Source organism: Bradyrhizobium sp. 25ACV, from assembly GCF_054863005.1.
In genome coordinates this window covers 512,161-536,596 of record NZ_JAVAYO010000002.1, presented here as the reverse complement: position 1 = coordinate 536,596, position 24,436 = coordinate 512,161, and the positions used below count along the sequence as shown (strand labels likewise).

The window sequence follows — 24,436 nt, the reverse complement described above, 5'->3', positions numbered from 1 at the left end:
AACCCGTTGACCAGCCTCACAATCCGCTCTCACCTTTGCTGCAGACTTTCTTTCTCCGCGTTCGCACCCTGCGGCTCTTGAGCACCCTATCTGCCACCGAACTGGCAGCAGGCCCCGCTCTCGCAACCTCAGCTGTTGTGGCCCCCCTCTTTCCACAGCATCAATTCGATCTTTCCGGGGACATCAAGATGCTCAGGAAAGTCGGGAAACAAAATCGGATTTCCGTCGCGCACAAAGGTCGCAACATCGCCATCATCCGTCGCAATATAGTTTTCTCGCCGCGCTTTTCCGACCTTGGAGTCGAATACAAAGCGTGTCGAATTGATCCATGATGGTGAGGTGGCGTTTAGATGATCAGCGATGCGCCACATCCGACTCAAACGCACGCGGAATGCCGCGGAGAAGTTGATGGGATCCGGAATGAAGATCGAGAGATTGCGTACGCCCATCTCGTCGAGCCTCTCCAGGAGCTGATAGAGGACCAAATGGTGGTCATTGGTGTTACGTAACAACGGAAATTGATTGTACAGCCTCACCTTGCGCTCTCGAAGTTTTTCGACCTTTTCAGAAACGTCTTCGCAGATTTCATATGGGTGCACGATGTGAAAGACGATGCGAACATTGTGTTTCGCAAAAATATCAATTTTCTCCGCAGTGAAGGCTTTTGGTTCATACACAATCGCCCTTGTATGAATTCGGATTGACTTTACCGATGGAACCGAACGGATCCACTCGATGATCTCCGTCAGCCTGGATGCCGGCAGAATTAACGGATCACCGCCCGACAGGATAACCTCCGTGACTTCCGGGTGGGTGCCCAGATATTCACGCAGCATGTGCAGATCAGCAAGTCGTCCAGTTCGTATGTCAGCAGCACTGTTTTCTGTAAGCACGTCTGTGCGGAAGCAATATTGACAATTCCCAAAGCATTCCGATGTGGTGAGGAAAAGTATGCGGTCAACGTACTTTTTGACGACGGACGTTTTGTGGGCGTGGCCGACCGCATTTGACCGATCGTCGACGAAGTCCTTCACCTCGTTCGGGACCCTCAACAACAATCTGTCTTGCGTTGGAAAGGACACTCGGTGAAGCGGGCCCAGATGATTGCCTAACGCCTCGACCTCTTCCTTGATCTTCCTTTGATAGAATGGCGTCGCCTTCAGCGGCAGCAGGCCCTCTTTGATCGAGAGGGCCTTGAACATCTCGTTGACGACGGATTGATTCATATCAAGTCAACTCCGTTCGATGGTTGCGGCTCAAGACGTATGCGAGGATGGCCGTCGATGCGATAAGAGGGTGAGAAGACTTGACGCCAACGATAATCGGCACAGAGCAAATCACAATCGGAGTAGCGAGGAGCCACGAAACCGGTCCTCGCCGGAGCCTCACCAGCGCAAGTGCCGAAATCATGTAAATGAAGAGAAGATTCATCCCAGCCAGACTGAACATCATTTCGATGTCGAGCCACCCAATCTGGTCGCAGGCCACGACCAACACCAAGGATGCAACCACGAAATAGACGCTGTTCCGGGGCGCACCATTGTGCAGGCAACCGAGGCAGGCCGGAAGGAAGCGTCGTCCGGAGAGGTACAGGACGAGCCGTGAGATGGCTACAACTGACCCGAAGAGGTTGGCCGCGATCAACGATATGCCAAGCAGGGGAATCAGCCAGCCTGGCGCGGATGGTGCAAGCTCCGCCGCAGCTTGAAATATTGGCGCATTGAAGTTCGACTTGATATCAGCGACATGGACGAGCACTGCGCTGCAGATGTAGACCCCGCAGACAAGAACAAAGGCCAAGAGCATCGCCAGGCCAAAATCCCTTTTTGGATTCCGAAAGTCTGCAGCTAGATGGGACGCGGCCTCCCAACCGGTGAAGGAGAAGAAGATCACGGGAATCTGGCTCGCAATCGACAGAACGTTTGCGGGACGATCGAACCGAACACCGTTGGCCCGCACCGCCAGAACAATGAGGGCGAAAAGCGCGCCTACCAATAAAAAGACCGACCAACTGCCGATGAGCTTCACGCCTCGACGGAGTGCCTCGCCACCGGAAAGGGCAAAGAAACCAGCCAGCAAGATGAGCAACGCGGCAAGCAAATGGACGTCCACACTGGGGCCGGTTAGCTTCTGCAGGTAGACAGACCCCGCAAGGGTGATGGATGGCAAGCCCACCATTATCGCTCCCAGGAACAGCAGTGACACCAGCAATTCCAGGTATTGGCCAAAGGCCAGCTTGGCATAGTGTGCAACACCGCCGGCACTGGGATATGCGCCTCCTAACAGGACCATCGTCGCCAGGATTGGTGCAGAGAGCAAGCAGCAGGCGAACCACGTGTAGATGCCGTCCTGGCCAATTTTCTCGAACACAAATCCGGGAAGGACAAGGATGCCGGATCCGAGGATGACTGTGACGATCAGCAAAACCCCGGAGGCAAGCCCCAAATGTCCCTCGAGTTTGCTCTCGCTTTCATGTTTCACGCTGACCTCGACATAAGGACCCTCGCGATAGCCGGCCACACGATTTGTCCATCGCCCGGCTAGCGAGAGGGGTAAGCCAATTTACAAAAGCTGTGCTGTGATCGACGTGGTCGCTGAGTTCGCCATGGGCGAGCCGTCCCGCTCAGTCACGCTCAGGGTTCAAGTGAGAGAGGGACGAAGCCGCTGATACACTGACCATCACCTGAAGTGCAGAGGGCACTCGAGTGGGGCGTCCTCATTGTTGTCGGGTATCATGTATTGCTGCCACTGCGCTTCGCCCAGAACGTACGATCCCAGCAGCCCGCTATGTGTGACGCCATCGTAGACGTCGATATTCTGTCTGATCCTTGCAGTGATGGCCCTGCCCTGCTGATTGGCAGGAGCAGCAATATCGAAGATCTTTCGCGGATTGATCACGAAAGCTAGTCCGGCGCCCATGTTTCTGCTTCTGCGGAGAACATGTGCTGGATGACTTACATTCACGAAGAGTTCGCAGCCGTGAAAGCACATCGTCCAGGTGCGATGCGTGGGATCCTTGGACACGTGCGGAGGCCAAGGTCGCTGATCTTCATCGAGGAGATACTGCATCGCCTCGATGAAGATCTGCTTGAATTGATCCGTGGTCGTGAAGGTCGCTACCGGCTCGAAGAGCACCAGGAGTGACCGGTTGTGGTTGACATCGAGCGCATCGATATTGATCTGATCAACGTAGGTGCGTAGACCAGAAGCAAGAAGGTTAAGTTCATACCGTGAGTTTTCGAGTTCGTATGGAATAAGGAGGAAACGCAAATTCCCGCGCTTAACCGCGTTCCGCGCGAAAATGCAGGGAAATGCAGTGCGGGGTTCTGCTTCATTTTCGAACTTCGAAAGGATGTGCGAAATAGCTGAGTGGCCCCAGCGGAATCTTGTAGGGAGGTTAGCAAGTTCTTCCTGACTGAATAGCATGTTTTCTCCCCTCAATTTGTGCATTGGGCGCTGTGTGCGATGGCCCGAGCCCCTCTGCCCGCAACCAACCGCTTCTGCAGCGAGCGATCTCATACGTTGTTGCAGCATGTCCGTTTACAGCTCGGCCTGACACATCAACGGCGTGAAAACATCGATCAGATGAAGACTCCCGGCAACGTCCGCGTCGGATCGAAAAGCGCAGTTTTTCGCTCGGTGATCGTTGCACGGCGAACCTGATCATGGGATCTCCGATCGGTGGCGTAGGCGTTGTGGATAGTCGTGCATGTGTCGTGCCAAGCGGGAATCACTACGATCAATCTGAGAGCGCTATGTTTCCATGTCCGACATCGTCGGAGATCCGACAATGACTGCTAGCGTAAGCGCGAGCTCGGATCGGCGCGCATGCTTCGGACGCGCACCTATGGAGCGAGCTCGTCGGTGAAGACCGATCTACGATGTGACGTCTAGGCAAGCGCGACCGCACGCGATGCGTCCCAACATGACGGCTGCCCCTGCCGGCGTCGGTCGAGATTGCATTTCGTGCAGACGTCGATCGAAGAACCGATCGTGGGAGAACCGTCAAATCCGTATCCACGCAACGGACCTGGGCGCTCGGAGTGCGATCCAATCAGGATCCGACCACGACAGCTCCACCTCAAAGCTGAACAAAGGGATCAGCTAGTCCCGGATCGCGACGTGCGGTTCGTTGGCCTCATCCTCGCTCAACTGCCTGGCCTGATTGGCATCCGCATATTGAGTTGTGGTCTGGATCAAATGTCGCCTTCCGAAGCAGAACCTCACATCGTCGAAAAGGAAGAGGGCGCCAGGCTTCAATAGCCGTACTGCTGCGATGGCGGCCGCCAAATCGACATAGATCGAATGGCTATCGTCGAGATGGATGATGTCGAAAGTCTCTCGATTCCTCGCCAACCTAATCAAGTTGAACAGGTATGTTCCTGGCGGATTTCCCAGAAAGGTGATGTTTCGATCGGCGATGCTGGCCGCGGCCGGGTCAGCCCGGCGTTCGGCGCAAACATGTTCGAAATCCAAGCCTACATAGTGGATGCCGAGGTCGTTGATGGCCCTGAACCGCTCCTGCCTGAAGGTCGGCCCTACGCCGATCTCGAGAAAGCGGCACCTTAGATTCTGCCGAAGGATCTTCACTAGGCGTGCATGAACCGACTGCCCTGTGCGCCCGGTAATTGCTGGGCAGAGGATGGCTCCCGTCAAATAGGACGTCATGACGGTCACCATTCATCACTCGTCGCGCAGTTGGTCGGAAAATACATCTGGCATGCCGTACCCACGGCCAAGCGCCTTCCCATCCCGGTCACCATCAACGATGGCCAAGGTCGGACCGTTTCCGGCGAACACGGCGAGCTCAGAATGCCGACGGCGCGCTGAAGCCGAAGCAACGGCATTCATGCCAGCACTTTGCTGACAGTGCGTAATTGGGGCGCTTGATCTCTGTTCGCTCCATCCGTCGTGAGCGCTGCCAAATAGTGAGCAAAGAGCGATATCGTCCGCGTGTGCGAATCGAGGGAACTCTTGTCGCTCCGTCCCGCCAGCCAATCGTCAAACAGCCTTTTGCGGCCAGCCCCCAGATCAGCGTTTCGGATAAGTGTGTCCCGCGCGGGATAAACCCGTTCGCGTAAGGCTGCGCCGCCGAGGAAACCGGCATTGCGCCAAAGCGTGATGTGCGCCTCCCTTCTCAGTTGCGGATGAGCTTCCGTGCTCAAATGTGCGCGCTTGAAGATCCTGGCCTCGATCGCTGCGAAGGGACCGATATTCAAGCGGATGGTCTCGGACCCGTACCGTCCGTTTTTGTTGTAAACATCGGTTGGCAGTTGCCGCCAGTTGCGAAGCGACACGCTGGTCTGCAGAAGGTCGAGCCGAAACAGGCAGACGGTATCGCGGCTTCCGGGACGCCTTGCGGCTCCGGACGAGACAATATCCGTCTCACCCCAGAACGGTGGCGCGGGTAACAGTCGAGCGTCTGGCGCGTCGCCGCGAAGCCTGCGCACCGGATCCGGGCCAATCTGCTCGACCTGGTCGGCGGCGGTCGCCCGGTGGACATCCAGCTCAAGCGCAAGACTGCCGAAGTGGTCCTCATTGTGAGCCAGGAGACCGGAGAGAATGTCGATGTAGTGATAACCGGAATGGCAAAGCATTCCGTAGCCGTAGCGGTAAGGATGGTCCTCCCGGGAGAGGATCTCCTCCTCCGTGTTCCACACTCCCGCGTGATGCTCGATACCAATATAGGTGACCGGCGTGCCAAGGTTTCGGGAGGCGCGGCGCGCATAGCGTCCAATCAATTCGTAGACTGCGTTGTATCGGCGCGGCGTCATGACCACGCAACGGCCGCCAGTCCGATCGCAGATCTCCTTAAGCTCGGCTACCGCACCAACCAGACGGTCCGCGGCAGGGCGTCCATTCGACCCCATGGGAAGAACGATGGGCTTGTCGACCAGGCAATCAAGGCCAAGTCCAAGCGCCGCGCGCAGGTAGCCCAAATGAGCCTTGGGTTCGGTCGAGACGATCACTTTCGTGCCTGGACGTGCCAGAGCCGTCAGGACGTCCTCCCCATGGCCGGAATACCAGATCGCCCGTCGCCGGAGATCGGGTACCCATGAGAGGCTCGCCGGCTTGCAGGAGCGGGTCCGGAAAAAGGCAACCATGTCGTCTCGCGCAGTGTCGAGCTCGACGACATGGAAGCCCGATGCTCGACCGCTGGAGACAGCATCCTCGATTAGAGGAATATATCTCGCCCGGGCATAAGCACCGAGCCCGACGAGAATGATGTCTCCTCGCATGCCTTCTGATACTCTCTCACTTTTGCCGCAATCAGAACTTCGACGCGATGAGGGCAGACACTGGGTCGACCTGACGGACGCTGACAAGGTGGGATGCTGCCTCCTCGCGCACCGAGAACCGCCCGATGTGGAGACCGCTTTTCGTTCATCGTTCGCCCGGTCAGGCGCAGGAAAGCGCACGGTTCTCGACATTCTTCAGGAGGGCGACCTGGCTCGGGCATTGGCCGCAGCCGCTGTTCGCCCGAAATTTCCTGAGGGCCGGCGAGGTACGCCAAACCTTCTCCAGGTCGAATTCCGGCGATCGGATATTGCCGAGGAGGAACTCGCGGCTATCGGGATCCCCAACGACGAAGGAGCAGGGATACAAATCGCCGTCCGTAGAGAGGTAGACCGCGGTGGCACCACAGTCGCATTCGGTATATCTGACGTTTGGCCGCGGCTGCGACGTATCGATGAAAATCGGCGGCGGCAGTTCGAGGCGCGCCGAGCTGGGCTGCGCAGCAATCTCCATCAGGGCTTCCTGCAGTTCTCGAATTTCGTCAGCCGAGCCCAAGAGCGCATCCTCATTGCCGAGGGCAACGCCCGAGGCGAACATCGGCTTGACCCTGAAGGAGTAGACGCCGATCGACGACAGGAGCCGGTAGGCGTCGAGCGCCTCACCGATGTTGTGCCGGTTGGCCGTCATCCTGGCCTGCACCAAGGCCCCGCAATTGGCCGCCTCAGCCATCTGCCGGAGCGCAGAATCGTAAACACCCGCCTTGCCCCGGAAGCGGTCCACCGTGTTCCGCTTCGCACCGTCAAAGCTGAACTGAAACGTCAGCTTCTCGCGATCGTCGAAGAACGAGGCGACGTCATAAATTGGCACCTGGCCGAGCCCTCCTGTGTTCAGTTGCACGTGAAGGCCTCGCTTGTTCGCATGGGCCATCACGGCTGCCGTGCGCGGAAACACGCGCTTGAGAAGCGGCTCGCCACCCGTCAAAGAGACTTTTCTCAGCGAATATTTGTCGACGAGAAGGTCGACGAACTCCGTCATCTCCTCGATAGATAGTTGTGATGGCTCCAAAAGCCGCTTGTATTGATCCCGATACTCTTCAGGAACATAGCAGTGCTCGCAATGAAGATTGCAGTAGAAAGATACGCAAATTCTCGCGTGGTTGAAGACAATGGGTAGCGGATGGTCGCTTGACATGGCATCCTCCTAGCTTTCTCCCAGAAAGGTTGCAGCAGGATTTATGCCAGTCCGCGACGCGACGAAGCGCCGACGAGTTTGGACGCCCAATGTCGCTCTGCAAACAGCTTGGCGGGTTCTCGACATCAAATGCGTTTGGTTCCAAACAGAAGCACCCACGCTCTTGGGATTGCCGAGTAACACAATCTTTCCATCGCTCTCGACGTCCATCGCCAATTTGTGTTCGCTACAACGTCAAATTCCTTTTCTGCAGAACACCTCGAAGCTTCAGGGGCGCGACGCGACCAATTGTCAAACGAGACGTTGTTCACGTCACCGACGCGGCCCCGCGTCGCTTTGACTCCGACCGACAATTACCCGATGCCCGTAAGCGAATTCAGGACAGCACAGGACGTGGAGGCAACTCCAGCTGTCAAACGGCCCTTAGAGTGCGGAAACTCAAAGCAGGTCGCCGGTCGCGTGTCGTGCCAGGCCTTAATTTCTCCCGAAATGTGCGCGGAATGATTGTCGGGAATCAACTTGATGACGGTCCTGACCGAATGGGCGGCGTCGAGAATTCGATGAACTCTCGGCTGCGGCGACGGTCTTTAACGAGCGCGTGACCTTACCGGTGACCAGCTCAATGCCGCCAACAAAGCTGAGGGTACCATGACGTCTCGCTCTTGTTTATGCGCACCGAGACTCTGTGAAGTTCATGGCACAGCTAACTCGCCATCGCCCGACCGATGTTCTCCGTATGCGGTGCCTGCTTGCAGACACGACGGTCTAGCCCAACATATTGCTTCATGGTCTTCCTGTCGAAAGGCAGAACGCCGATCAAGCAGATCGTACGCCGGACCGGTCATGGCGGAAAGCTGGTTCAACAGGTGTCGCGGTGAACGCCATGATGCCTTCCGCATCGCGGCAGAGTTCCCTCGATCAGCACCTGTCATGGTTCGATGATCAGTGGGCCGCCGAATGCCGAAATGGGCTGAACTTTGGGCTCGCCTAAGGATGCACTATCGCCGGAAAATGGGTAACACGCAGCCGGTGCGAGAAGGCCGATCTTGAATACTTTCGCGGAACCCACGGCCAGAACGATCGCTGGTATCAAGACGGTCGGACGGGATACATTCTCGAAGGGAGAGAGGGTGACTGTCGCAGCGATCCAAGCTACGTGCCAACCCTGCTCGAAGCACGCGGGATCATCGCCGAATCCGCTTACTGATGCGGCGCAGAGCCGCCACCGAGCCGTTACCATGAATGGAGCGCACTCTCGCCAGTCGCGTTGCCTCGTTCACCCCGCGGTGCTACCAACGGCAGCGGCGGTTCGAGCGGCGATCACTTTGCTCCAACGGACAGAGCGGGGGCAGATCACCCAGCTCAAACTTGTCAGACGCCTGTGGCAAAATCGATGTGCTTCAAGCAGCACCAATTGTCGTCAGAGCCGATTCTAATATGCCGATTGACAGATCGGCGCCCACTCTGAGCCGCCTTCGCTTACTGCACTTAGGGGCAAGTTAACGAGGGCTGCTCAGACGGAATAGTGCTGCTGGCCCGTAATCGATTTTGCTGCTGAGCTTCAGGCACGCAACTAAGCTAGAATCCCTTCCTTGAGAGCGGTTGGGTTAGTCATTGTGCGCGCGATCTACTGAGCGATTCTGGCACGGGGTACGCAATGTAAGCACAAGCGCTGCTTGCCTTGTTCAAAGGCGGCAGCAATGGTCGAATCAGGTTACTTACCGAGCGCCTGAGCCACTAGTGCCTTTATCATCCGATAATAGTAGGTGCGAATGCCTCCCGAGATCTGCGCCATGAAAACAACTGCTAGTTCCTCCTCTGGATCGATCCAGAAGAAGGTCCCACCGTGACCGGCCCACATGTATTCGCCTTCGGAACCGGGCACACTTGCCAGCCCAGACCCTTGGCGAACCATAAAGCCCAGTCCGAAGGTATAACCATCGATGCCCATGAGAATGTTGCCGGGTAATGCAGGCACCCCGGGACGGCGCCCGAGGTGATCCGAAGTCATCATCTTAATAGTCGTGGGGCTCATATATCGGCGGCCATCAAGCGTGCCGCCGTTCAGCATCATCTGACAGAAGCGCAGGTAGTCGGTCGCTGTCGACACGCCCCCCACTCCGGCAAGCTCATTCGACGGCTCGATCTTTACGTCGAGAAATTGCCTTTTCCTATGCATTGGCTCGGCAATTCGGTTCCAATTTGCCTCAGGAACCTTGAAACCCGTGTCAGCCATGTTAAGGGGCCGAAACAGTTGCTCGTCGAGAAACTCTGAAAGACGCCGGCCTGAGACCGACTCGATGACGCGGCCGAGCACGTCTACAGCCAAACTGTACTCGAAGGCGGTGCCCGGCTCACGCACTAGCGGCGCTTTGGCAATCCCCGCGGTGAATTGTTCCGGCGTGATGAAGCGAGACGGCTCAGTAAAAAGTTTTGCTTCGGCGTAAGCGGCTCTGATCTCTGGAATATTGGAAAACTCTCCGTAAGTGAGGCCCGCCGTATGTCGGAGGAGATCGTGGATGGTTATCTGGCGCTTGGCGCGCTCACGGGCGGTTTTACCGTCTTTACCCGCGACTATGACCTCCATCTTGGCCAGTTGCGGCAGGAACTTGGATACAGAATCGTTCAGCTGGATCTTGCCTTCCTCGACCAGCATCATGGCGCCAACTGAGGCGAGTGGCTTCGTCATGGAATAGATGCGAAAGATCCCATCCTTGGTCATCGGTTTGCCCGTCGCCTTCTCTTGGAAACCGATAGCTTCGGAATAGATCAACTTGCCTCGCCGAGCAATCATAACGACGGCACCCGGCATGCGCTCCGCATGGACCTCCTTTTGCAGCACCGTGCAAATTCGGGCGATCCGCTCAGGCGAGACATCGACGGTCTCGGGCTGGGCGGTGGGTAAGCCGTGCGCGAAGGTCCGACCTACGAGCTTTAAGCGCGCCGAAAAGGAAAGCGACTTCAGCCTAGCTTTCATCGATTGCCAAGCTCCCGCAGCGTTCGTTGTGCGAGACGGCGCAAATGGCGATCAGAACCGTGACCGTGTATTGGATAGTCACTTGAACCAAGTCTCCCGTGGTCGAAACCATCGATCTCCGACATGCCAAAACGGCCGGACGCACCTCGCATTGGTAAGAGATGCATCACGCTGCTACCTGAGATCGCGCCGCTTAACGGACTGTATCCTTACCCAAGACGTGCTCTGCAATTGATGTGCCGCTCGAAGGCTGTCGGTGATATGCGCGCGAGCGGTACGGCTGCGTGACATTGGACATTGAGAACGGTACGCCAAGTCCTGCAGCCGCCACAATAACGTGAGGATCGAACGCAGATGTCGGCAGCGAACAGGCTAGAGCAATCAGACAGACGAACCAGAACCACGAGCTTCGTGCGGGACTCCGTTGAGGCACGCCGTGCCTGCAAGTCAAGACAACGAACTTCGGTCACTTGGATGGTTGTCCTTTAACGAACAGCTGAGCTGCGCCAACTGACTGCCGAGTTCCTGGATCGAGTCGAAGTCGACAATCTTTCTTCGGAGTTGTCTCGTGGTTTTCCTTCGAACGGGCTCCATTTGCGGCAGCGGCCGTTAGTATCGTTTTCTGCATTGCTCCTCTGATACAGGGATGCGTCGGACGTTCCGCTGCACTCAGTTCGAACGCTGTACCAATGATGCAATCTACCATTGCCGAACACACGGCAGGCGGCCGAGCATCTGAAGGCCGCGCTTTGGAGAAAAGATTGACCGACCGCCATCTGACGAAGTCCTTCGCCTCAAGGATGCGGAAACTATCTCGCAAACTCAGGCAATCAAGGCAAAAAAGGTCGCAACAACTCAACCGTTGCTGGCTCTTGGCTCGGATCGGTCCCTCGCAAAGTTGTCCCTCGACTGAGCTGTGCCCGCGGCCCTAAGCTACAATTCGCACCGGCAGGGCGGAGTAACCGTGCACGAAGTTCGATGCGATCCGGTCCGGTTCACCGACGACGTTTACATCCAGATGACTAGACAAAATTTCCTCCCACATGATTTTCAGCTGAAGTTCCGCAAGACGATTACCAAGGCAGCGATGGATGCCGAATCCGAACGAAAGATGTTGCCGTACATTCTTACGATCGATGATGAAGCTGTTCGCGTTCTCGATGACCTCGTCGTCGCGATTCCCGGAGATGTACCACATGATGACCTTGTCGCCATTCCTGATTGTTTTGCCACACATAGTGATATCCGCTAGGGCATTGCGGCGTATGTGCGCGATGGGCGTCTGGTACCGGATAATCTCGGACACCGCGCTCGACACCAGTGCGGGGTTATCGCGCAACTTTCGCAACTCGCTCGGGTTCTGATTCATGAACCACATGCCGCCGCTGATCGAATTGCGCGTTGTGTCGTTCCCGCCTACGATCAGTAAGATCAGATTTCCGAGGAACTCGCGTGGTTCGAGATTCCGAGTCGCTGGCGAATGCGCCATCATCGAGATTAGATCAGCGCGCGGCTCGGCATCTATCCGTTCGTTCCACAAATTCGTGAAATAGGCCAAGCACTCGGACAGAATTGCTCTTCGCTTATCCCAGCTGTCGATCTCCTGTCCTATTTGCGGAATTGTGTTGGCAACGTCCGACCAATATGTCAGCAGCCGACGATCCTCAAACGGAAAATCGAATAGCGTGGTCAGCATCTGTGTCGTCAATTCTATCGATACCCTATCGACCCAATTGAAAGTTTCATTACGCGGCAGGCCCTCGAGAATGGTTCTGGCGCGGCTGCGGATCAAACCTTCCAGCTTAGCGAGATTTGCCGGTGCCACTATCGGGCTGACGGTCTTCCGCTGCTCGTCATGTTCGGGAGGATCCATCTTTATAAAACTTGGATTTCGATACTCCTCGGGCATCTCGACGATACTGACAGCAGCAGCTGGCTCGGACGAGAACACGTTATGGTTTGTGTCCACGGCCATAATATCCCGGTATTTAGTCACCGACCAATATGGACCGAACAGGCTGTCCTTACAGTAGTGAATGGGATCTTCCCTTCGCAACCTCTCGAAGTACGGCCAGATGGTATCGTCTTGGAAGCGCTTGGCCTCGCTCACATCGAGACTGTCAAGTGAGATATTATAAGCGTCGTCGCGTACTCGGTCTGCCAATAGAGTATTCATATTCGCCTCCTAGTTGCAGTGGTTGTCAGTGCTGGCCGTCAGGTATCCTTACCCGAAGACCATTCAGCGCTTGGGTGATCCTGATCTGGCAGGAAAGCCTCGAATTTGATTCTGCCGCTGACGCGAAGCTCAAGAGCTGCTCCTCCGTCGACGTTCGCTCGCCGGTCTTCGATAGCCAGGCATGCTCCACATACACATGGCACGTAGCGCACGCGCACTCCCCGTTGCAGTCGGCGTCAATCCCCGGCACGCCGTTATCGCGGGCGGCCCGCATTACACTGGTGCCGACTGGAACCTCTACTTGGTATTCACGTTCGCCACATTCGAAATAGACTGTCGGCATATTGTCTCAATCCTTTTTCTTTATCTGGTCCGGTCTCAGCGCGGGGCGAGCCATCTACCCTTCAAAATCTTCTTTTACGCTTTCCAAGCACCCCAGCAATCTCGATGCCAGTATTGGACCGACGAACAATCTATTCGGTATTCTTGAGAGTCGCCGTGTTGGTGTCGCCGTCTGTAGTCGCTGGCGAGTTTGAGAGAGCCGATCTGGCGACTCGAGCCGAGCCATCGGAGGGCATGCACAAACGTCGGGAACGACCTTGTCTGACAGACACTCGAACCAACACTTCAGTGGTTCGAACAGTTAGTACCTCATATATCAACCACTCCGACGCGAGTCGTTTGGTACACGATGCATAGGGCCGCGGCCTGGAGGTTGCGCACTACGTGGCGCAACGGCCTGTGTCCATATCCGACACAATTCCGAAAATTGGAGCGCTGCTTGAACGCCGCCTACGAGGCGCGTCCAGCCGGCTGGTCACACTGCAGCATTGGCAAAGTGAGTCAATTTCCAGACTGTTGAACGTCGAACAGACATGTCAGGCATCGAACAAAACATGTCATCGAATAGGCGAACCAAATCCAGCTGGTGAACCTCTCGGAATTACATCCAACTCGCGGCGCCAAACATTCGCACTTGGGGAATTGCGAAAGTGAGACCGTACTGAGGAGGATTGAAGACGTGCTCGAGCTCTCTTATCGATTGGTGAGGCGCCAGGTCCTCACGGAAGGTACTGGGTGAGCTAGATTCGCGCTAATTCAGAAGGGTTGCAGATCTTATCGCCGCTGTTCGGCTCTGGCGAGCTTGCAAACGCGAGCGATTTTGCGCTTCCTACCAGAAACGGGAGGGCGGCCTTGCTTCAATCTTGTTCTATTCTTCTCCATGGGATGGCTCTGGAAATTCGGAGGAAGGATGTTCCGGATCATGATATTCGAAGAAGCAGTCACGTTGGCGTCGTTACGGGTCTCGACTCGAGATACGAAAGCGCTCGGCAGAGGAGATCGGGCGCCAGTGCACCCGTTTCCCCGGATTGTCTGAAGACCGAACTCACAGCTTCGGCCTCTCACCGATTCTGTTGGACCTTGGATTCGCCGCTGTTTTTATATCCGAGCTTAAGGCGCTGAGCGCAAACTCTGCATCGAGCTGCGACCAGTGACGTGCAGTCATCGATCGCCCGACCCACACTAGTCGTGCGTTATATCCATTCTCATTTGCATGGAGGTTATACATGAACGGAATCAATCAATGCAGCGGTTCCGATCCGTTCGCAGCGAACTATCCGCAGTCCGTCCCAAAGGACCTTTACGAGACTGGGGAAATTCCGCCGTTGGGTCATGTGCCAAAGCGTATGTATGCTTGGGTGATACGCCGCGAGCGGCATGGCGACCCGGAGTCTGCAATGCAAGTGGAGGTAGTTGATACTCCTGCGATAGGGCTGGAGGACGCCCTGGTCATGATTATGGCTGCTGGTGTAAACTACAATGGTATTTGGGCGGCTCTCGGGCGACCGGTCTCGCCCTTCGACATACATCGGCACTCTCATCACATTCCCGGTTCCGATGCCGCGGGAATCGTTTGGGCAGTTGGAGATCGCGTAAAAGGATGGAAAGTCGGTGACTCGGTTGTTCTCCACTGCCATCAGGACGACGGTGACGATGTCGAGTGCAATGGCGGGGATCCCATGTTCTCGCCATCTCAGAGAATCTGGGGTTACGAAACCCCGGACGGGTCCTTTGCACAATTCGCCCGCGTTCAATCGCGTCAGCTGCTACCCCGGCCAATGCACCTAAGTTGGGAGGAGAGCGCCTGTTATACGGGCACGCTCGCCACTGCATACAGGATGTTATTTGGTCATCGCCCACATGCCCTCCGGCCAGGTCAAACCGTTTTGGTATGGGGTGCCGCTGGCGGCCTGGGGTCGATGGCAATCCAACTCGCAAGCGTGGCAGGAGCCAACGCGATCGGCGTCGTTTCTGATGACGCGAAGCGTGATTATGTGATGTCGTTGGGCGCCAAAGGTGTGATAAATAGGAAAGAGTTCGAGTGTTGGCGTCAACTTCCCGATATCGACAGCAGTATTCGCTACAGCGATTACATGAGCGAGGTGCGCCGCTTTGGCAGAGCCATTTGGGAGATTACGGGAAAGAGCAACGACGTCGATATTGTCATCGAGCATCCAGGAGAAATGACGTTTCCAGTCAGCTGCTTCGTCGTGAAACGAGGCGGAATGGTCGTCTTCTGTGGTGGGACCTCAGGCTATAATCTTACGATGGATGCGCGCGTGATCTGGATGCGGCAGAAACGAGTGCAAGGCAGTCACTTCGCGAATCTATATCAAGCGTGGGAGGCGAATAGACTTGTAGTTGAACGGCGCATAACCCCGTGCCTGTCCGAAGTCTTTGCGTGGGGCGAAATTCCGCGCGCCCACACCAAAATGTGGCGAAACCAGCATCGGCCTGGAAACATGGCAGTTCTTGTTCAAGCAAGTACAACCCTGCCTACTACATGACCGCGGCTGGAGCTGGCGAGCGCAGACACAACCAGATCTTCGCCTTGCCGAGAAGCGGGTGGGTGCCAGCTCGAACCAAGCCTTGAGCGGCAGCACGAGGGGCTTGCTGCGCGTCTGCCGCACCACGCGCCGCTCATCGGCGCTGCGGCCCATGATCGTCTTCTCGATGGCATAGAGAGCGGCGATACGCGCGAGCGCCTCGCTGGCGATCGCGGCAGGACCGTCCTGGACGATGTCGAAGAAACGCCGCCGCAGGTGAGCTCAGCGTAAGCGTAGCTCTGAGGCCCATTTGATTGGCGCTTGACGTCTATTTTGAGCGCGTGGTGCGCCGGCGCGGCTTCCATATGTGGGACAACGCATTGACAGCGGCCTCAAACGCCTTCCGGTCGACCACGTTGGGATCGAACTGCTCCGGGCCCCAGAGGCGCATATGTTCGTGCTCCGGATGGGTGGGGTCGCTGATGGCGTCGAGGTATTCGGCATAGCCTGGCGCACCGCCGACATCTTCCGGAGGACAACGGCCGGCGGCCTCGAGCAAGAACGGAAGTCCCTCCGTTGTCGTGTTGTCGAACCACTTTTCAAGCTTGATCACGTGATCCCAGCTGTCGCCGAAGTCGTAGAGATAATGGATCGTCTTCGCGCCGGTCTCCTGAACGATATTAGAGAGCCGCGTCTTGCGGGCATCGATGGGCTGAGGGCCAAAATCTCCATCGGGATCAGGGATACCCCAACGTCCTTCGCCGGCCAGGAACTCGAAGAGATGGCTGTTCGTCCAGCCAAACGCCGCCTGAAGCGTCAGATGCAGCCGATCAAGGCGCAGCGTGAGCGGCACGACAAGGCATCGCATCACCTCCGGTTTCACGTCCTTGAGGGTCACCTTGATCCGGACCGCGGTCGTGTTCAGGCTCATGCCGCCAGCCTCGGATCGTGTGCATGCATCGTGTAGATCGACGCCCAAGGGAGCAGTTCGTCCAGTCGCGCCGCAGGCCAACCATTGACGAGCTTCGCGAGAACATCAGCGAGCCAGTGCTCGGCACTGACGCCATTGAGCTTACAGGTCTCGATTAACGAAGCCAGAACTGCCCAATTCTCGGCGCCCTCGTCGCAACCGGCAAAAAGGGAGTTCTTGGCGTTGAGCTTGATCGGTCGCATCGCACGCTCGACAGCATTCGTGTCCATCTCGATGCGCCCGTCATCAAGGTAGAGCGTCAGGCCGTCCCAATGACGCAACGCGTAACGCAAGGCCTCCGCCGTGTCGCTCTTTTGTGCAAGGTAATCAAGCTTGGCCTCAAACCACTGCTTCAAGGCTGTAGCCAGAGGTCGGGCATGCGCCTGCCTGCCAGCACGGCGCTCGGCATCCGATCGGCCGCGGAGCGCTTTCTCGACCGCGTAAAGTTGGGCAATGCGCTCAAGAGCCTCGCGGGCAACCGGAGCTGGCGCCGGAGCAGCCTCGCGCTCGATCTTCACAAACTGGCGCCTCAGATGCGACCAGCAGAAGGCGAGCGTTCCGGACAAGGCGTCCGCACGCGTCTCTCGGGTCATGGTCTTGTAAGCCTGATAGCCGTCGCAGTGGATGATGCCGCGATAGCCCTCGAGCAGCCTCAAGCCATGAACGGCCCCACGGCCCGGTGCATAGGCGTAAACCACGCCAGGTGGGTCAGGTCCGGCCCAGGGCCTGTCATCGCGTGACAGCGCCCAGAAGTAGCCGGTTTTGGTCCTGCCGCGCCCCGGATCCAGCACCGGCGCCGGGGTCTCATCGACACAGAGCTTCGAAGAGGCGAGCAGAAGCTGGCGCAGACGATGCCACAAGGGCTTCAATTCCTGGGCGGCATAGCCGACCCAGAAGGCGAGCGTGGAACGGTCAAGCGCTATTCCGTGCGTCGCCAGCATCTGCGCCTGGCGGTAAAGCGGCAGATGCCAATGATACTTCGCGTCGATCACATGCGCGACCAGTCGCTCGGTGGGCAATCCACCCCTGATCAGTCGCTCGGGAGCAGCGTGTTGGAGGACGACGCCGTGACAGGCGCGGCAGGCCAGTTTGGGCCGGCGGGTGACGATCACCCGGTATTGGACCGGAACGACGTCGAGCCTCTGGCTCTCATCGCGACCAATCTCGACGAGATCACCTTTGCAGCACGGGCAGCAGGTTGCAGCCGGCATCAGGATTTCGACGATGCGCGGCAAATGCTGCGGAAGCTGACCACGGTTGGCTCTGCGCTCGGCAGTTCTCTTCTCGCGGGTTCTGGGATTGGCGCGATCCTCGGCTGCTTCGAGAGCCGCAACGGCCTCTTCGATATCTTCCAGAACAAGCTGCAGCTGATCAGCGTCCAGCTTTTCCGAGGATCGACCGAACTGCGCATCTTTCGCAAGCTTGAGCAACCGCTCGAGCCTGGCGCAACGATCCAGCAGAGCCGCGGCAAAGACACGCAGCTCGGTTGGATCGCTCGGCAGCTCATCAGGCAAATCACTCATTGGCCCGAGTCTGCCATGCTTCGCGCCCCGATGCAGCGAAGACTTTATGTCCTACGCAAGTGCTTTCGGCTGCGGGATTCGAGGCGCGTGCATCCGCGTCCAATCCATGCCGGCCAGAAGCGCGGACAGCTGGGCGGCATTCATCCGCATCACGCCGGCCACGATGGGAGGCCATTTGAAGCCGCTGCCATCGAGCCGCTTCCAATACATCACAAGGCCGCTGCCATCCCAGACGACAATCTTCACCCGATCGGCGCGCTTCGCACGGAACACCACCGCCACGCCCTTCATCGGGTCATGGCCCAGCGTCTCCTTCGCCAACAGCGCCAAGCCCTCCGCACCTTTTCTGAAGTCCACAGGTTGCGTCGCCACGTAAATCATGAGGCTCGCGGGCGCCGTCAGCATGAACGTGTCCGTCGAAGCGCCAAGAACACATCACTCAACACAGCAAGGCCAGGCGTCCCTCGCACCTCCACGCGTGCCCCCTGGAGTTCAACAGTTACAACGGCTGCTTCCGGCGACCCGGTGGGCTCTGCGGCCGCCGGTAGCGCCGATTCCGATACCACCGGCACGAACGACAGCGTGTCCGCCGAAGCCGGCAGCACCAACTGGCCCAAACGCGCCCGGCGCCGCCAGTCGTGCACCTGCTGGGGCCGGCACCCATGGCGACGCGCGACATCTGTGACAATCGCCCCCGGCTCAAGGCTTTCCGCGGCAATCTGTGCCTTCAAATCGTCCGGCCAGCGCTTTCGACCTGCGCCTGCGTACACTTCGATACGCGGTGACAACGGTCGTCTTATGTCGTCCGAATGGTCGTCCATTATGAGCACCCTTGCAGAAGATGACTCTTCTAGCGGTGCTCTCAGGATTGAGTACAACAATTCTCAAGGGCCTCAACGCCACGCTTACAGCTCAGCAGAACGCGAGCGTGATCGTCGCGTCAGGTGTATTGTCCGCAATGGTCTTCTAGACGATGTTATGATCATCGCTTGCACGATGCCACGATAGCAGTCGAGCAGCTTGAGCGCGTGGACGGCGCCGCGACCGGGTGCGTAGGTGTAGGCCACCGCCGACGGGTCGGTCCCGCCCCAGGGCCGATCGTTGCGCGCGATCGCCAGAAGAAGCCCTTCTTGGTATGGTTGCGGCCGGGATTCAGCACCCGCGCTGTGGTCTCGTCGCATCTTGCCCGCGGTCAGAATGAGCTGACGCAATCGAAGCCAGAGCGGCGCAAGCGCCGCGGCAGCATAGCCCACCCAGAACGCAAGCACCGCGCGCTTAATGTGGATGCCCTGCGCCAGCAGCATCTGGGCCTGCCGATAGAGCGGCAGATGCCTGGTATATTTGGCGACCAGCACATAGGCGACCATCGCCTCGGTTGGCAGCCCGCCCTTGCTCAGCCGCTCCGGTGCCGGCGCCTGAACCACGCCATCCGTGCAGGCCCGGCAGGCATATTTAGGGCGATGCGTGACGATCACATGCATCGGCGTGTGGCAGATGGGCCGGAAGCGCGTCACGATCGACGCGGCGCTTGTTAGCGCGCTTGCGTGCGCGTGCAGAATCCCTCCTTAGCCCCCTCGTCCCCGGCACGGGCTTGCTCGACGTCAACCTCGATCGCCAGCAGCAGTTGCTCCGGATCGCGCTTCTCCGGCCGAACTGGGCGCATTGCAGCTGATGCAAGAGGTGCGCAGCCGGTCGATCTGCGACAGCGCGTGGTCGCGCTCCGCGCGTGCCACTGCCACCAGCGCCTGCAGCGCGGCAATATCGGTGGAAAGCTGGACTGGGATCTCGTCACATGAATCACTCAATCTGATTGGCGGGACGTTGTGGTGCATGCGAAGAGCGGCTCGATTCAACTGATTTCAGCGCTCACGATGTCGTTGCCGGCGGTCGTGGACATGAAGGCGCGACCAGTCCACGCCGTCCATCAGCGTGGCGAGCTGCGAGGCGGAAAGTCGCATCACACGAACGCTGATCGGCGGCCAGGAACGCGTTCTGCTCGAGACATTTCCACGGAAGCAACAGTCCGTACCCGTCCCAGGCCAACGTCTTCGAACGATTTGCTCGCTTCGAATGGAAGACAAACATTGTTCCCGAGGCCGATCAAGGCGGAGTTGATTGCGCACCGGCGCGGCGAGACCGTCAGCACCTCTGCGGAAGTCGACCGCGTTAACTTCAAGAGTGGCGCAAGAGTACCGCGATCGGCAGCCGCAGGCTCAAATCGGAACGGGCTGAATATCTCCATCGCTATCGCAGACTGAGGCCACCATCGAACATAAGAGAAATTGATCCGCAATTTGCTGGAGAGACGATCCATTGACGTGTTCGAAGCCGCAGTCGGTTGCCAAAAGCCATCAGCAGCGATTAGCTTCACAGTACTACTAGCCTTTCCAAGACCAAAATGTCGTAATGCTTTCCGTTGTCGGAAAAGACCTCTCTAAGGCATCCGGCGAGCGAAAAGCCGCAATTCCTTTCCGCGAAAGAAACAACGTCAGGCATATCTTTGAACACCATTGCAAAAACACAGTGCAGATTATGGCTATTTGCCCGATTTAGAAGCGTTTTTGCAAGGATGGACCCAATTCCCTTGTGACGAAATGACTCTTGAACATAGAGCGACATTTCCGCCGTGTGCCTGACATCTTCCCGGACGCGATATCGAGTGAATGCTGTCCAACCGACCACGGCGCCTTCGTCCACGCACGTGTAAGACTCAAATGACGGACGCTGTTCGAACAGAAACTCTTTCATTTCGTTGACACTCCAAGGGCGCGTTCCTTGTGTTGATTCCCTTGCATGACATGCTGCGTTATAGATCTCTGTCACGCTTGGTAGGTCACCTGTCCGCAACGGACGCACCTGATAAGACATCAATTATCTCCATTCTTCCTCATCGAGACGAGACTCAGCTCGACAGTCGGTCAATTAGAAACATCCTAAACTTCGACAGAAACGTCCAAAAGATTAGGCTTCGTGAGAGCGAAAGCAGGGTACCTATTTTACGATTCATCGAATTGGCTGATGAGCGGTTGCTCAACGATGTTTGTATCTTGCGTCGGTTCTGTAGGCGCCCCCTGAGAGCACCTCAGGCGTAGGTGTTCTTTTCGCTCACGAATTGCATGTTCATCGTCTGGAGCCGCGATTTAGTCAATTGACTAGCGCCGTGCTCTGCATCTAGCTGAGAGCAATACTATCACTCAGACGTTCGAGCGCGAGCCAGCCAGAGCGGACCGGGTCGATCAGCTGGACAGTGCTCTCTCCAGAGCTTACCGCAAACTACCAGAGCTGATAGCTAGTGTGTACAACTCTTACTGTGGTTTGTTCCACATGTTGAGTACGCGGCGACGGATATCAGGACTCAGCTGGAGAAGGACTGCGTCTTCGCAGGCACAAGAGAAGCCGGACTACCCGATTATGTCGGCCGGCCTTGCTGGCGCTGATGCGCGTAGTGCGCCTCAACTCATCGCGCACAGCGCTCAGGCAAGAACAAGACGAGTTAGAACAATGATTCGACATGCAACATATGCCGATGCCGACAACATGGCCAAGATCTACAATCAGGCAGCGAAGCCAGGCATCTTCGCAATAAGCCAAATCGCTCCTGATACTCACATCGATCGTCTCGCATGGCTGAACGAACATCAAGATCCTTTTCCTGCGTTCGTTTATGAAATTGACAATGGTCCGGTGATCGGCTGGTGCTCCTTGAATCGGTTTACCCTGCGTCCCGAATATAAAGACGTCGCCGAAACATCGCGCTACATTGACGAAAATCATCGAGGGAAGGGCCTTGGCAGGTTAATGCTTGCACACTTGATTGAAACCGCTACAGATCTGGGTTTCCGGTTACTGGTGTCACATGCGTATGAAAAAAATATCCGAACTATAAGAAGCGCCAGCCCTTTTGAGTTCTTTCCCACGGCGGTGCTACACGAAGCAGCGCGCATTCGCGGTGAATGGCACAACGACGTGTTTTTCTGGAGAAAGTTACGATGAAATCATGATCTGCAAATGTGTCCGAAGCAATGGGAGCCCGTGGACGGTGCTCGTCTTGCCCTTGGCCAGAACCGGCACCGTCGGCTGGGAAGGACTTCAGCTCCAACCTCTCGCAGAACCAACGTGAGACTCTCGCCTCGCCCGGCTCCCATCAGGCAATCTGGCCGCCATCGCCGAGTTGCCAATGCACAAAGAGCCTGCGGTCTCACGCGCGATCTTCTCCATGAAGAAACGCGCGCGTCCTAAACGGTGATGGAAAAATATCCACCGTAATATCCACCGTTGGTTGATATAACGTGTGCCAGCGGATAGAGCGCTGAGCGGGTGTATTGCCCATAATAAGCGATCCCGCGCTAACCATCGGGTCTAGCTCCCGAGCAATAACGTCCAGTTCTCCTGGGGCGAACCCACAGAACATATTCTGCGAATGCGGCCTCAGGACCGATCGTAGCCGGAAGCAATAATCGAGAAAGTCAAACATGACCGCCTCGCTTTTATTCGGCGTCGATCATCCTCGCAATAGGCGATCCTCGTCTTCGTAGGATGCAATTCCAGGCGGCACTCGGCCAGCCGAGCCTTAAGCGCTTCGCCAACGCTTTGCGCCTCCATCTCACTCCGACAATGTACCAACCCGCCACCCGCATACCGACACCACCTCGAAGCGGGGTCCGCGTCATCCACGCGTCAAATGCGTCGTGCACAAAGAGGTTGGGGCGGATCGGGCGCACCACGGTCCCGCGGCGGCGCGACAAACGGAAATGCGCCGCACTCGAACACGATCGCTGCAATCTTCGGACGCGCGACGCGCAGTCGCGTGGCGCAGGCGGCGAGATCGCCCTCGATCGCAGCGACATCAAATGGCGCCAGCGCTCCGCTCGTCGTGCGAGAACTTTCCGCCTTCGATGCCACCGATCACGATCCTTGCCCTCTCGACCGGATCATTGATCCCGAGCAGATCGTCACCCAAAGTTGAGTCGTAGGTTAGAATGGCGATCCTAGCCAGTGGCGGGAGCTGGCGGAGCAACATCGGAAGCAATAGGAGTCTCGACATCGCCACGGGTACATTCACCGATGCGGCCACCGCCGCCTGACAGCGGACAGAGAAGCCATACGTTGAGCTTGTCGCGAGGGCGCCTCGCTCAACCACTGGGCGTCTGCAACGTAGGCCGGCTCGTACGTCGAGTCACCTCGGACGATGTTCGGCACCCATGCCCCTGAAACCGTTTCCGAGACGACAGGGAAGTCGAAGGTGGCCAGGTTTCGTATCGAGCCTAGAATGGGCGGCGGCGCCTCGCCTGGCGGAAGTCCGCGCTCGAGGCACAAAATTCCGAGAGCGCGTGGGGTCTCCAGTGATTTGGGATTCCGGCTCACTGTCGGGCTTCAAGTATGCTATGTATTAGTACCCAAGTTCGCCATGAATTCCATTGATCTCGCCACCCTCTGCCGCAATTCCTGCATTGCTGAGCGATTAGCTGCATTCCACGCGGGCGAGCGCGAAGTTAAGTCTCAATCATAAACGCGCAGCCTAGCTAGCCCACTAACCAGAGCGGCGCCAGCCCAAGAACATCTTGCATGTCCGTCAGAGGACATCGTCCCGGCAACCAAGAAATCACTTTTTTGTTGAAAAACTCGCTCGGAGCTGGGATCAGCGACGAGAAGCCGCTGGACATCAATCAGCGCGCTCTGGAAGCAGGCATAGCGAAGGTTCACTACGGCGCGATAGACGGGAAGCCGCCGCGCGCGCAGGGGCGCGTGTTTGATGATGGCGAGCACGCCTTCAAAGCCCGAGAGCAAATACTGGCCGAACTGGCCGTGACTGCGGGCGCAAGCGCTGCCCCGCGGTCTTGTGCCTGTGACATATGTACGCTGCACTCCAACTGTGCGGCCAAAGACGCCGATAGGGCCCAACACCGGGTGCTGCCAGCCCTGGCATATGAGCGAGGGCGCTCAGAGCTGAAGTGAGCCGCCCAACTCAGAAAGCTGCCTCTCGGCTCAAATTTGTACGGCGGTCCCGAGCCGTAAGCGCTTAGCCGCCACCGTATGGACGCAGGCTTGACGCTTTGCGGAATCGCCAGGGCATAAGGTCTTCGATTCTGCTATGGGGATGGCCGTCGATAATGGCCTCGAGTGTTTCGGCGATGTAGGCGGCCGGGTTGACGTCGTTTAGCTTGCAGGTGGCGACGAGCGACGCGAGCAAGGCCCAATTTTCAGCCCCGACCTCCGAGCCGGGGCCATAATGCCGGGTTTCTGACATTCGAAGCCGTGATCGCCTATCCGTACCACCCGCTGGTCGGCCGGACGGTCTTGGTGACCGGCGACCATGAGCACGACGGTGTTCATTATTTCCTGATTCGGCAACCGCAGGGCGGCTCCTTCCAGGTGCCGGGCTGGATGTTCGATCCGGCGGCATGTTCGATGGAGATTGTATCGGTTCCGCGCCTTCCCGTCAGCCAACTCCTTCAACTGCGCAGTCTGGTTGATCATCTCGTAGCTTGTCGTCCGGAAGAAAAGCCCCGGAGGATTCGGCAATGACAAAGCACT

Annotated in this window: 21 protein-coding genes and 2 pseudogenes; 4 read left to right on the top strand and 19 right to left on the bottom strand. The window is 57.4% G+C overall.

Going from position 1 to position 24,436, the window contains the following annotated elements; all coding sequences use genetic code 11:
- Positions 1-128: 128 nt before the first annotated feature.
- From RAD04_RS06275 to RAD04_RS06235, 9 genes are all read right to left on the bottom strand, one after another.
- Positions 129-1,226 carry a radical SAM protein gene (locus RAD04_RS06275; protein WP_461623047.1) on the bottom strand — a complete coding sequence of 366 codons (1,098 nt, stop codon included), beginning with the start codon at positions 1,224-1,226 and terminating at the stop codon, positions 129-131.
- 1 nt (position 1,227) lies between these two features.
- On the bottom strand, positions 1,228-2,520 hold the full coding sequence (locus tag RAD04_RS06270) for an APC family permease (protein ID WP_461623046.1): 1,293 nt from the start codon (positions 2,518-2,520) through the stop codon (positions 1,228-1,230).
- Between the two features lie 159 nt (positions 2,521-2,679).
- A complete protein-coding gene (locus RAD04_RS06265; RefSeq protein ID WP_461623045.1) occupies positions 2,680-3,426 on the bottom strand; it encodes a YqcI/YcgG family protein in 747 nt (248 codons plus the stop codon).
- 678 nt (positions 3,427-4,104) lie between these two features.
- On the bottom strand, positions 4,105-4,680 hold the full coding sequence (locus RAD04_RS06260; protein ID WP_461623044.1) for a class I SAM-dependent methyltransferase: 576 nt from the start codon (positions 4,678-4,680) through the stop codon (positions 4,105-4,107).
- A 167-nt stretch (positions 4,681-4,847) separates the two neighbouring features.
- Complete coding sequence (locus RAD04_RS06255; protein ID WP_461623043.1) at positions 4,848-6,239, bottom strand: Gfo/Idh/MocA family oxidoreductase; 1,392 nt, start codon at positions 6,237-6,239, stop codon at positions 4,848-4,850.
- A 160-nt stretch (positions 6,240-6,399) separates the two neighbouring features.
- On the bottom strand, positions 6,400-7,428 hold the full coding sequence (locus RAD04_RS06250; protein ID WP_461623042.1) for a radical SAM protein: 1,029 nt from the start codon (positions 7,426-7,428) through the stop codon (positions 6,400-6,402).
- A gap of 1,714 nt (positions 7,429-9,142) precedes the next feature.
- Complete coding sequence (locus RAD04_RS06245) at positions 9,143-10,405, bottom strand: serine hydrolase domain-containing protein (protein WP_461623041.1); 1,263 nt, start codon at positions 10,403-10,405, stop codon at positions 9,143-9,145.
- Positions 10,406-11,333: 928 nt separating this feature from the next.
- Positions 11,334-12,581, bottom strand: coding sequence for a cytochrome P450 (locus RAD04_RS06240; protein WP_461623040.1), 1,248 nt, complete (start codon positions 12,579-12,581; stop codon positions 11,334-11,336).
- Between the two features lie 25 nt (positions 12,582-12,606).
- Positions 12,607-12,924 carry a 2Fe-2S iron-sulfur cluster-binding protein gene (locus tag RAD04_RS06235; protein WP_461623039.1) on the bottom strand — a complete coding sequence of 106 codons (318 nt, stop codon included), beginning with the start codon at positions 12,922-12,924 and terminating at the stop codon, positions 12,607-12,609.
- 1,225 nt (positions 12,925-14,149) lie between these two features.
- Between RAD04_RS06235 and ccrA the strand changes: the two genes are divergently transcribed.
- Positions 14,150-15,430 carry a crotonyl-CoA carboxylase/reductase gene (ccrA, locus tag RAD04_RS06230; RefSeq protein WP_461623038.1) on the top strand — a complete coding sequence of 427 codons (1,281 nt, stop codon included), beginning with the start codon at positions 14,150-14,152 and terminating at the stop codon, positions 15,428-15,430.
- A 42-nt stretch (positions 15,431-15,472) separates the two neighbouring features.
- Here the strand turns inward: ccrA and RAD04_RS06225 are convergent.
- From RAD04_RS06225 to RAD04_RS06185, 9 genes and pseudogenes are all read right to left on the bottom strand, one after another.
- A pseudogene (locus RAD04_RS06225) lies at positions 15,473-15,691 on the bottom strand (IS66 family transposase); the annotation flags it as partial.
- 46 nt (positions 15,692-15,737) lie between these two features.
- Positions 15,738-16,340, bottom strand: coding sequence for a plasmid pRiA4b ORF-3 family protein (locus tag RAD04_RS06220; RefSeq protein ID WP_461623037.1), 603 nt, complete (start codon positions 16,338-16,340; stop codon positions 15,738-15,740).
- A complete protein-coding gene (gene tnpC, locus RAD04_RS06215) occupies positions 16,337-17,902 on the bottom strand; it encodes an IS66 family transposase (RefSeq protein ID WP_461623036.1) in 1,566 nt (521 codons plus the stop codon). Before tnpC ends, RAD04_RS06220 begins: the two co-directional genes overlap by 4 nt.
- A 51-nt stretch (positions 17,903-17,953) precedes the next feature.
- Positions 17,954-18,307, bottom strand: a complete 354-nt coding sequence (gene tnpB / locus RAD04_RS06210; protein WP_280096162.1) for an IS66 family insertion sequence element accessory protein TnpB — start codon at positions 18,305-18,307, stop codon at positions 17,954-17,956.
- A complete protein-coding gene (tnpA, locus tag RAD04_RS06205; protein ID WP_247280258.1) occupies positions 18,301-18,723 on the bottom strand; it encodes an IS66-like element accessory protein TnpA in 423 nt (140 codons plus the stop codon). Before tnpA ends, tnpB (RAD04_RS06210) begins: the two co-directional genes overlap by 7 nt.
- Positions 18,724-18,807: 84 nt before the next feature.
- On the bottom strand, positions 18,808-19,383 hold the full coding sequence (locus RAD04_RS06200) for an IS66 family transposase (RefSeq protein WP_461623035.1): 576 nt from the start codon (positions 19,381-19,383) through the stop codon (positions 18,808-18,810).
- A gap of 120 nt (positions 19,384-19,503) precedes the next feature.
- Positions 19,504-19,734 (bottom strand): hypothetical protein, encoded by a 231-nt coding sequence (locus RAD04_RS06195; RefSeq protein ID WP_461623034.1) that lies wholly within the window; start codon positions 19,732-19,734, stop codon positions 19,504-19,506.
- A gap of 34 nt (positions 19,735-19,768) precedes the next feature.
- Positions 19,769-19,987 carry an IS66 family insertion sequence element accessory protein TnpB gene (tnpB, locus tag RAD04_RS06190; protein WP_461623033.1) on the bottom strand — a complete coding sequence of 73 codons (219 nt, stop codon included), beginning with the start codon at positions 19,985-19,987 and terminating at the stop codon, positions 19,769-19,771.
- Positions 19,988-20,269: 282 nt separating this feature from the next.
- A complete protein-coding gene (locus RAD04_RS06185) occupies positions 20,270-20,770 on the bottom strand; it encodes a GNAT family N-acetyltransferase (RefSeq protein WP_461623032.1) in 501 nt (166 codons plus the stop codon).
- Between the two features lie 633 nt (positions 20,771-21,403).
- Here RAD04_RS06185 and RAD04_RS06180 point away from each other — a divergent pair.
- The gene (locus RAD04_RS06180; RefSeq protein ID WP_461623031.1) at positions 21,404-21,895 is read left to right on the top strand and encodes a GNAT family N-acetyltransferase; all 492 of its coding nucleotides are present in this window, start codon (positions 21,404-21,406) and stop codon (positions 21,893-21,895) included.
- A gap of 1,572 nt (positions 21,896-23,467) precedes the next feature.
- Complete coding sequence (locus RAD04_RS06175) at positions 23,468-23,857, top strand: hypothetical protein (protein WP_461623030.1); 390 nt, start codon at positions 23,468-23,470, stop codon at positions 23,855-23,857.
- Positions 23,858-23,921: 64 nt separating this feature from the next.
- Here the strand turns inward: RAD04_RS06175 and RAD04_RS06170 are convergent.
- A pseudogene (locus RAD04_RS06170) lies at positions 23,922-24,122 on the bottom strand (transposase domain-containing protein); the annotation flags it as partial.
- A 35-nt stretch (positions 24,123-24,157) separates the two neighbouring features.
- On the opposite strand from RAD04_RS06170, the gene RAD04_RS06165 reads away from it, so the two are divergent.
- Positions 24,158-24,427, top strand: coding sequence for a hypothetical protein (locus RAD04_RS06165; protein WP_461623029.1), 270 nt, complete (start codon positions 24,158-24,160; stop codon positions 24,425-24,427).
- Positions 24,428-24,436 lie beyond the last annotated feature (9 nt).

What these genes read in the sequence shown, in the direction of transcription:
- RAD04_RS06275 (WP_461623047.1), bottom strand. Translation starts at nt 1,226, where the DNA reads ATGAATCAATCCGTCGTCAACGAGATGTTCAAGGCCCTCTCGATCAAA.
- RAD04_RS06265 (WP_461623045.1), bottom strand. Translation starts at nt 3,426, where the DNA reads ATGCTATTCAGTCAGGAAGAACTTGCTAACCTCCCTACAAGATTCCGC.
- RAD04_RS06260 (WP_461623044.1), bottom strand. Translation starts at nt 4,680, where the DNA reads ATGGTGACCGTCATGACGTCCTATTTGACGGGAGCCATCCTCTGCCCA.
- RAD04_RS06255 (WP_461623043.1), bottom strand. Translation starts at nt 6,239, where the DNA reads ATGCGAGGAGACATCATTCTCGTCGGGCTCGGTGCTTATGCCCGGGCG.
- RAD04_RS06250 (WP_461623042.1), bottom strand. Translation starts at nt 7,428, where the DNA reads ATGTCAAGCGACCATCCGCTACCCATTGTCTTCAACCACGCGAGAATT.
- RAD04_RS06245 (WP_461623041.1), bottom strand. Translation starts at nt 10,405, where the DNA reads ATGAAAGCTAGGCTGAAGTCGCTTTCCTTTTCGGCGCGCTTAAAGCTC.
- RAD04_RS06240 (WP_461623040.1), bottom strand. Translation starts at nt 12,581, where the DNA reads ATGAATACTCTATTGGCAGACCGAGTACGCGACGACGCTTATAATATC.
- RAD04_RS06235 (WP_461623039.1), bottom strand. Translation starts at nt 12,924, where the DNA reads ATGCCGACAGTCTATTTCGAATGTGGCGAACGTGAATACCAAGTAGAG.
- ccrA (WP_461623038.1), top strand. Translation starts at nt 14,150, where the DNA reads ATGAACGGAATCAATCAATGCAGCGGTTCCGATCCGTTCGCAGCGAAC.
- RAD04_RS06220 (WP_461623037.1), bottom strand. Translation starts at nt 16,340, where the DNA reads ATGAGCCTGAACACGACCGCGGTCCGGATCAAGGTGACCCTCAAGGAC.
- tnpC (WP_461623036.1), bottom strand. Translation starts at nt 17,902, where the DNA reads ATGAGTGATTTGCCTGATGAGCTGCCGAGCGATCCAACCGAGCTGCGT.
- tnpB (WP_280096162.1), bottom strand. Translation starts at nt 18,307, where the DNA reads ATGCTGACGGCGCCCGCGAGCCTCATGATTTACGTGGCGACGCAACCT.
- tnpA (WP_247280258.1), bottom strand. Translation starts at nt 18,723, where the DNA reads ATGGACGACCATTCGGACGACATAAGACGACCGTTGTCACCGCGTATC.
- RAD04_RS06200 (WP_461623035.1), bottom strand. Translation starts at nt 19,383, where the DNA reads ATGCATGTGATCGTCACGCATCGCCCTAAATATGCCTGCCGGGCCTGC.
- RAD04_RS06195 (WP_461623034.1), bottom strand. Translation starts at nt 19,734, where the DNA reads ATGCACCACAACGTCCCGCCAATCAGATTGAGTGATTCATGTGACGAG.
- tnpB (WP_461623033.1), bottom strand. Translation starts at nt 19,987, where the DNA reads ATGTTTGTCTTCCATTCGAAGCGAGCAAATCGTTCGAAGACGTTGGCC.
- RAD04_RS06185 (WP_461623032.1), bottom strand. Translation starts at nt 20,770, where the DNA reads ATGTCTTATCAGGTGCGTCCGTTGCGGACAGGTGACCTACCAAGCGTG.
- RAD04_RS06180 (WP_461623031.1), top strand. Translation starts at nt 21,404, where the DNA reads ATGATTCGACATGCAACATATGCCGATGCCGACAACATGGCCAAGATC.
- RAD04_RS06175 (WP_461623030.1), top strand. Translation starts at nt 23,468, where the DNA reads ATGTCCGTCAGAGGACATCGTCCCGGCAACCAAGAAATCACTTTTTTG.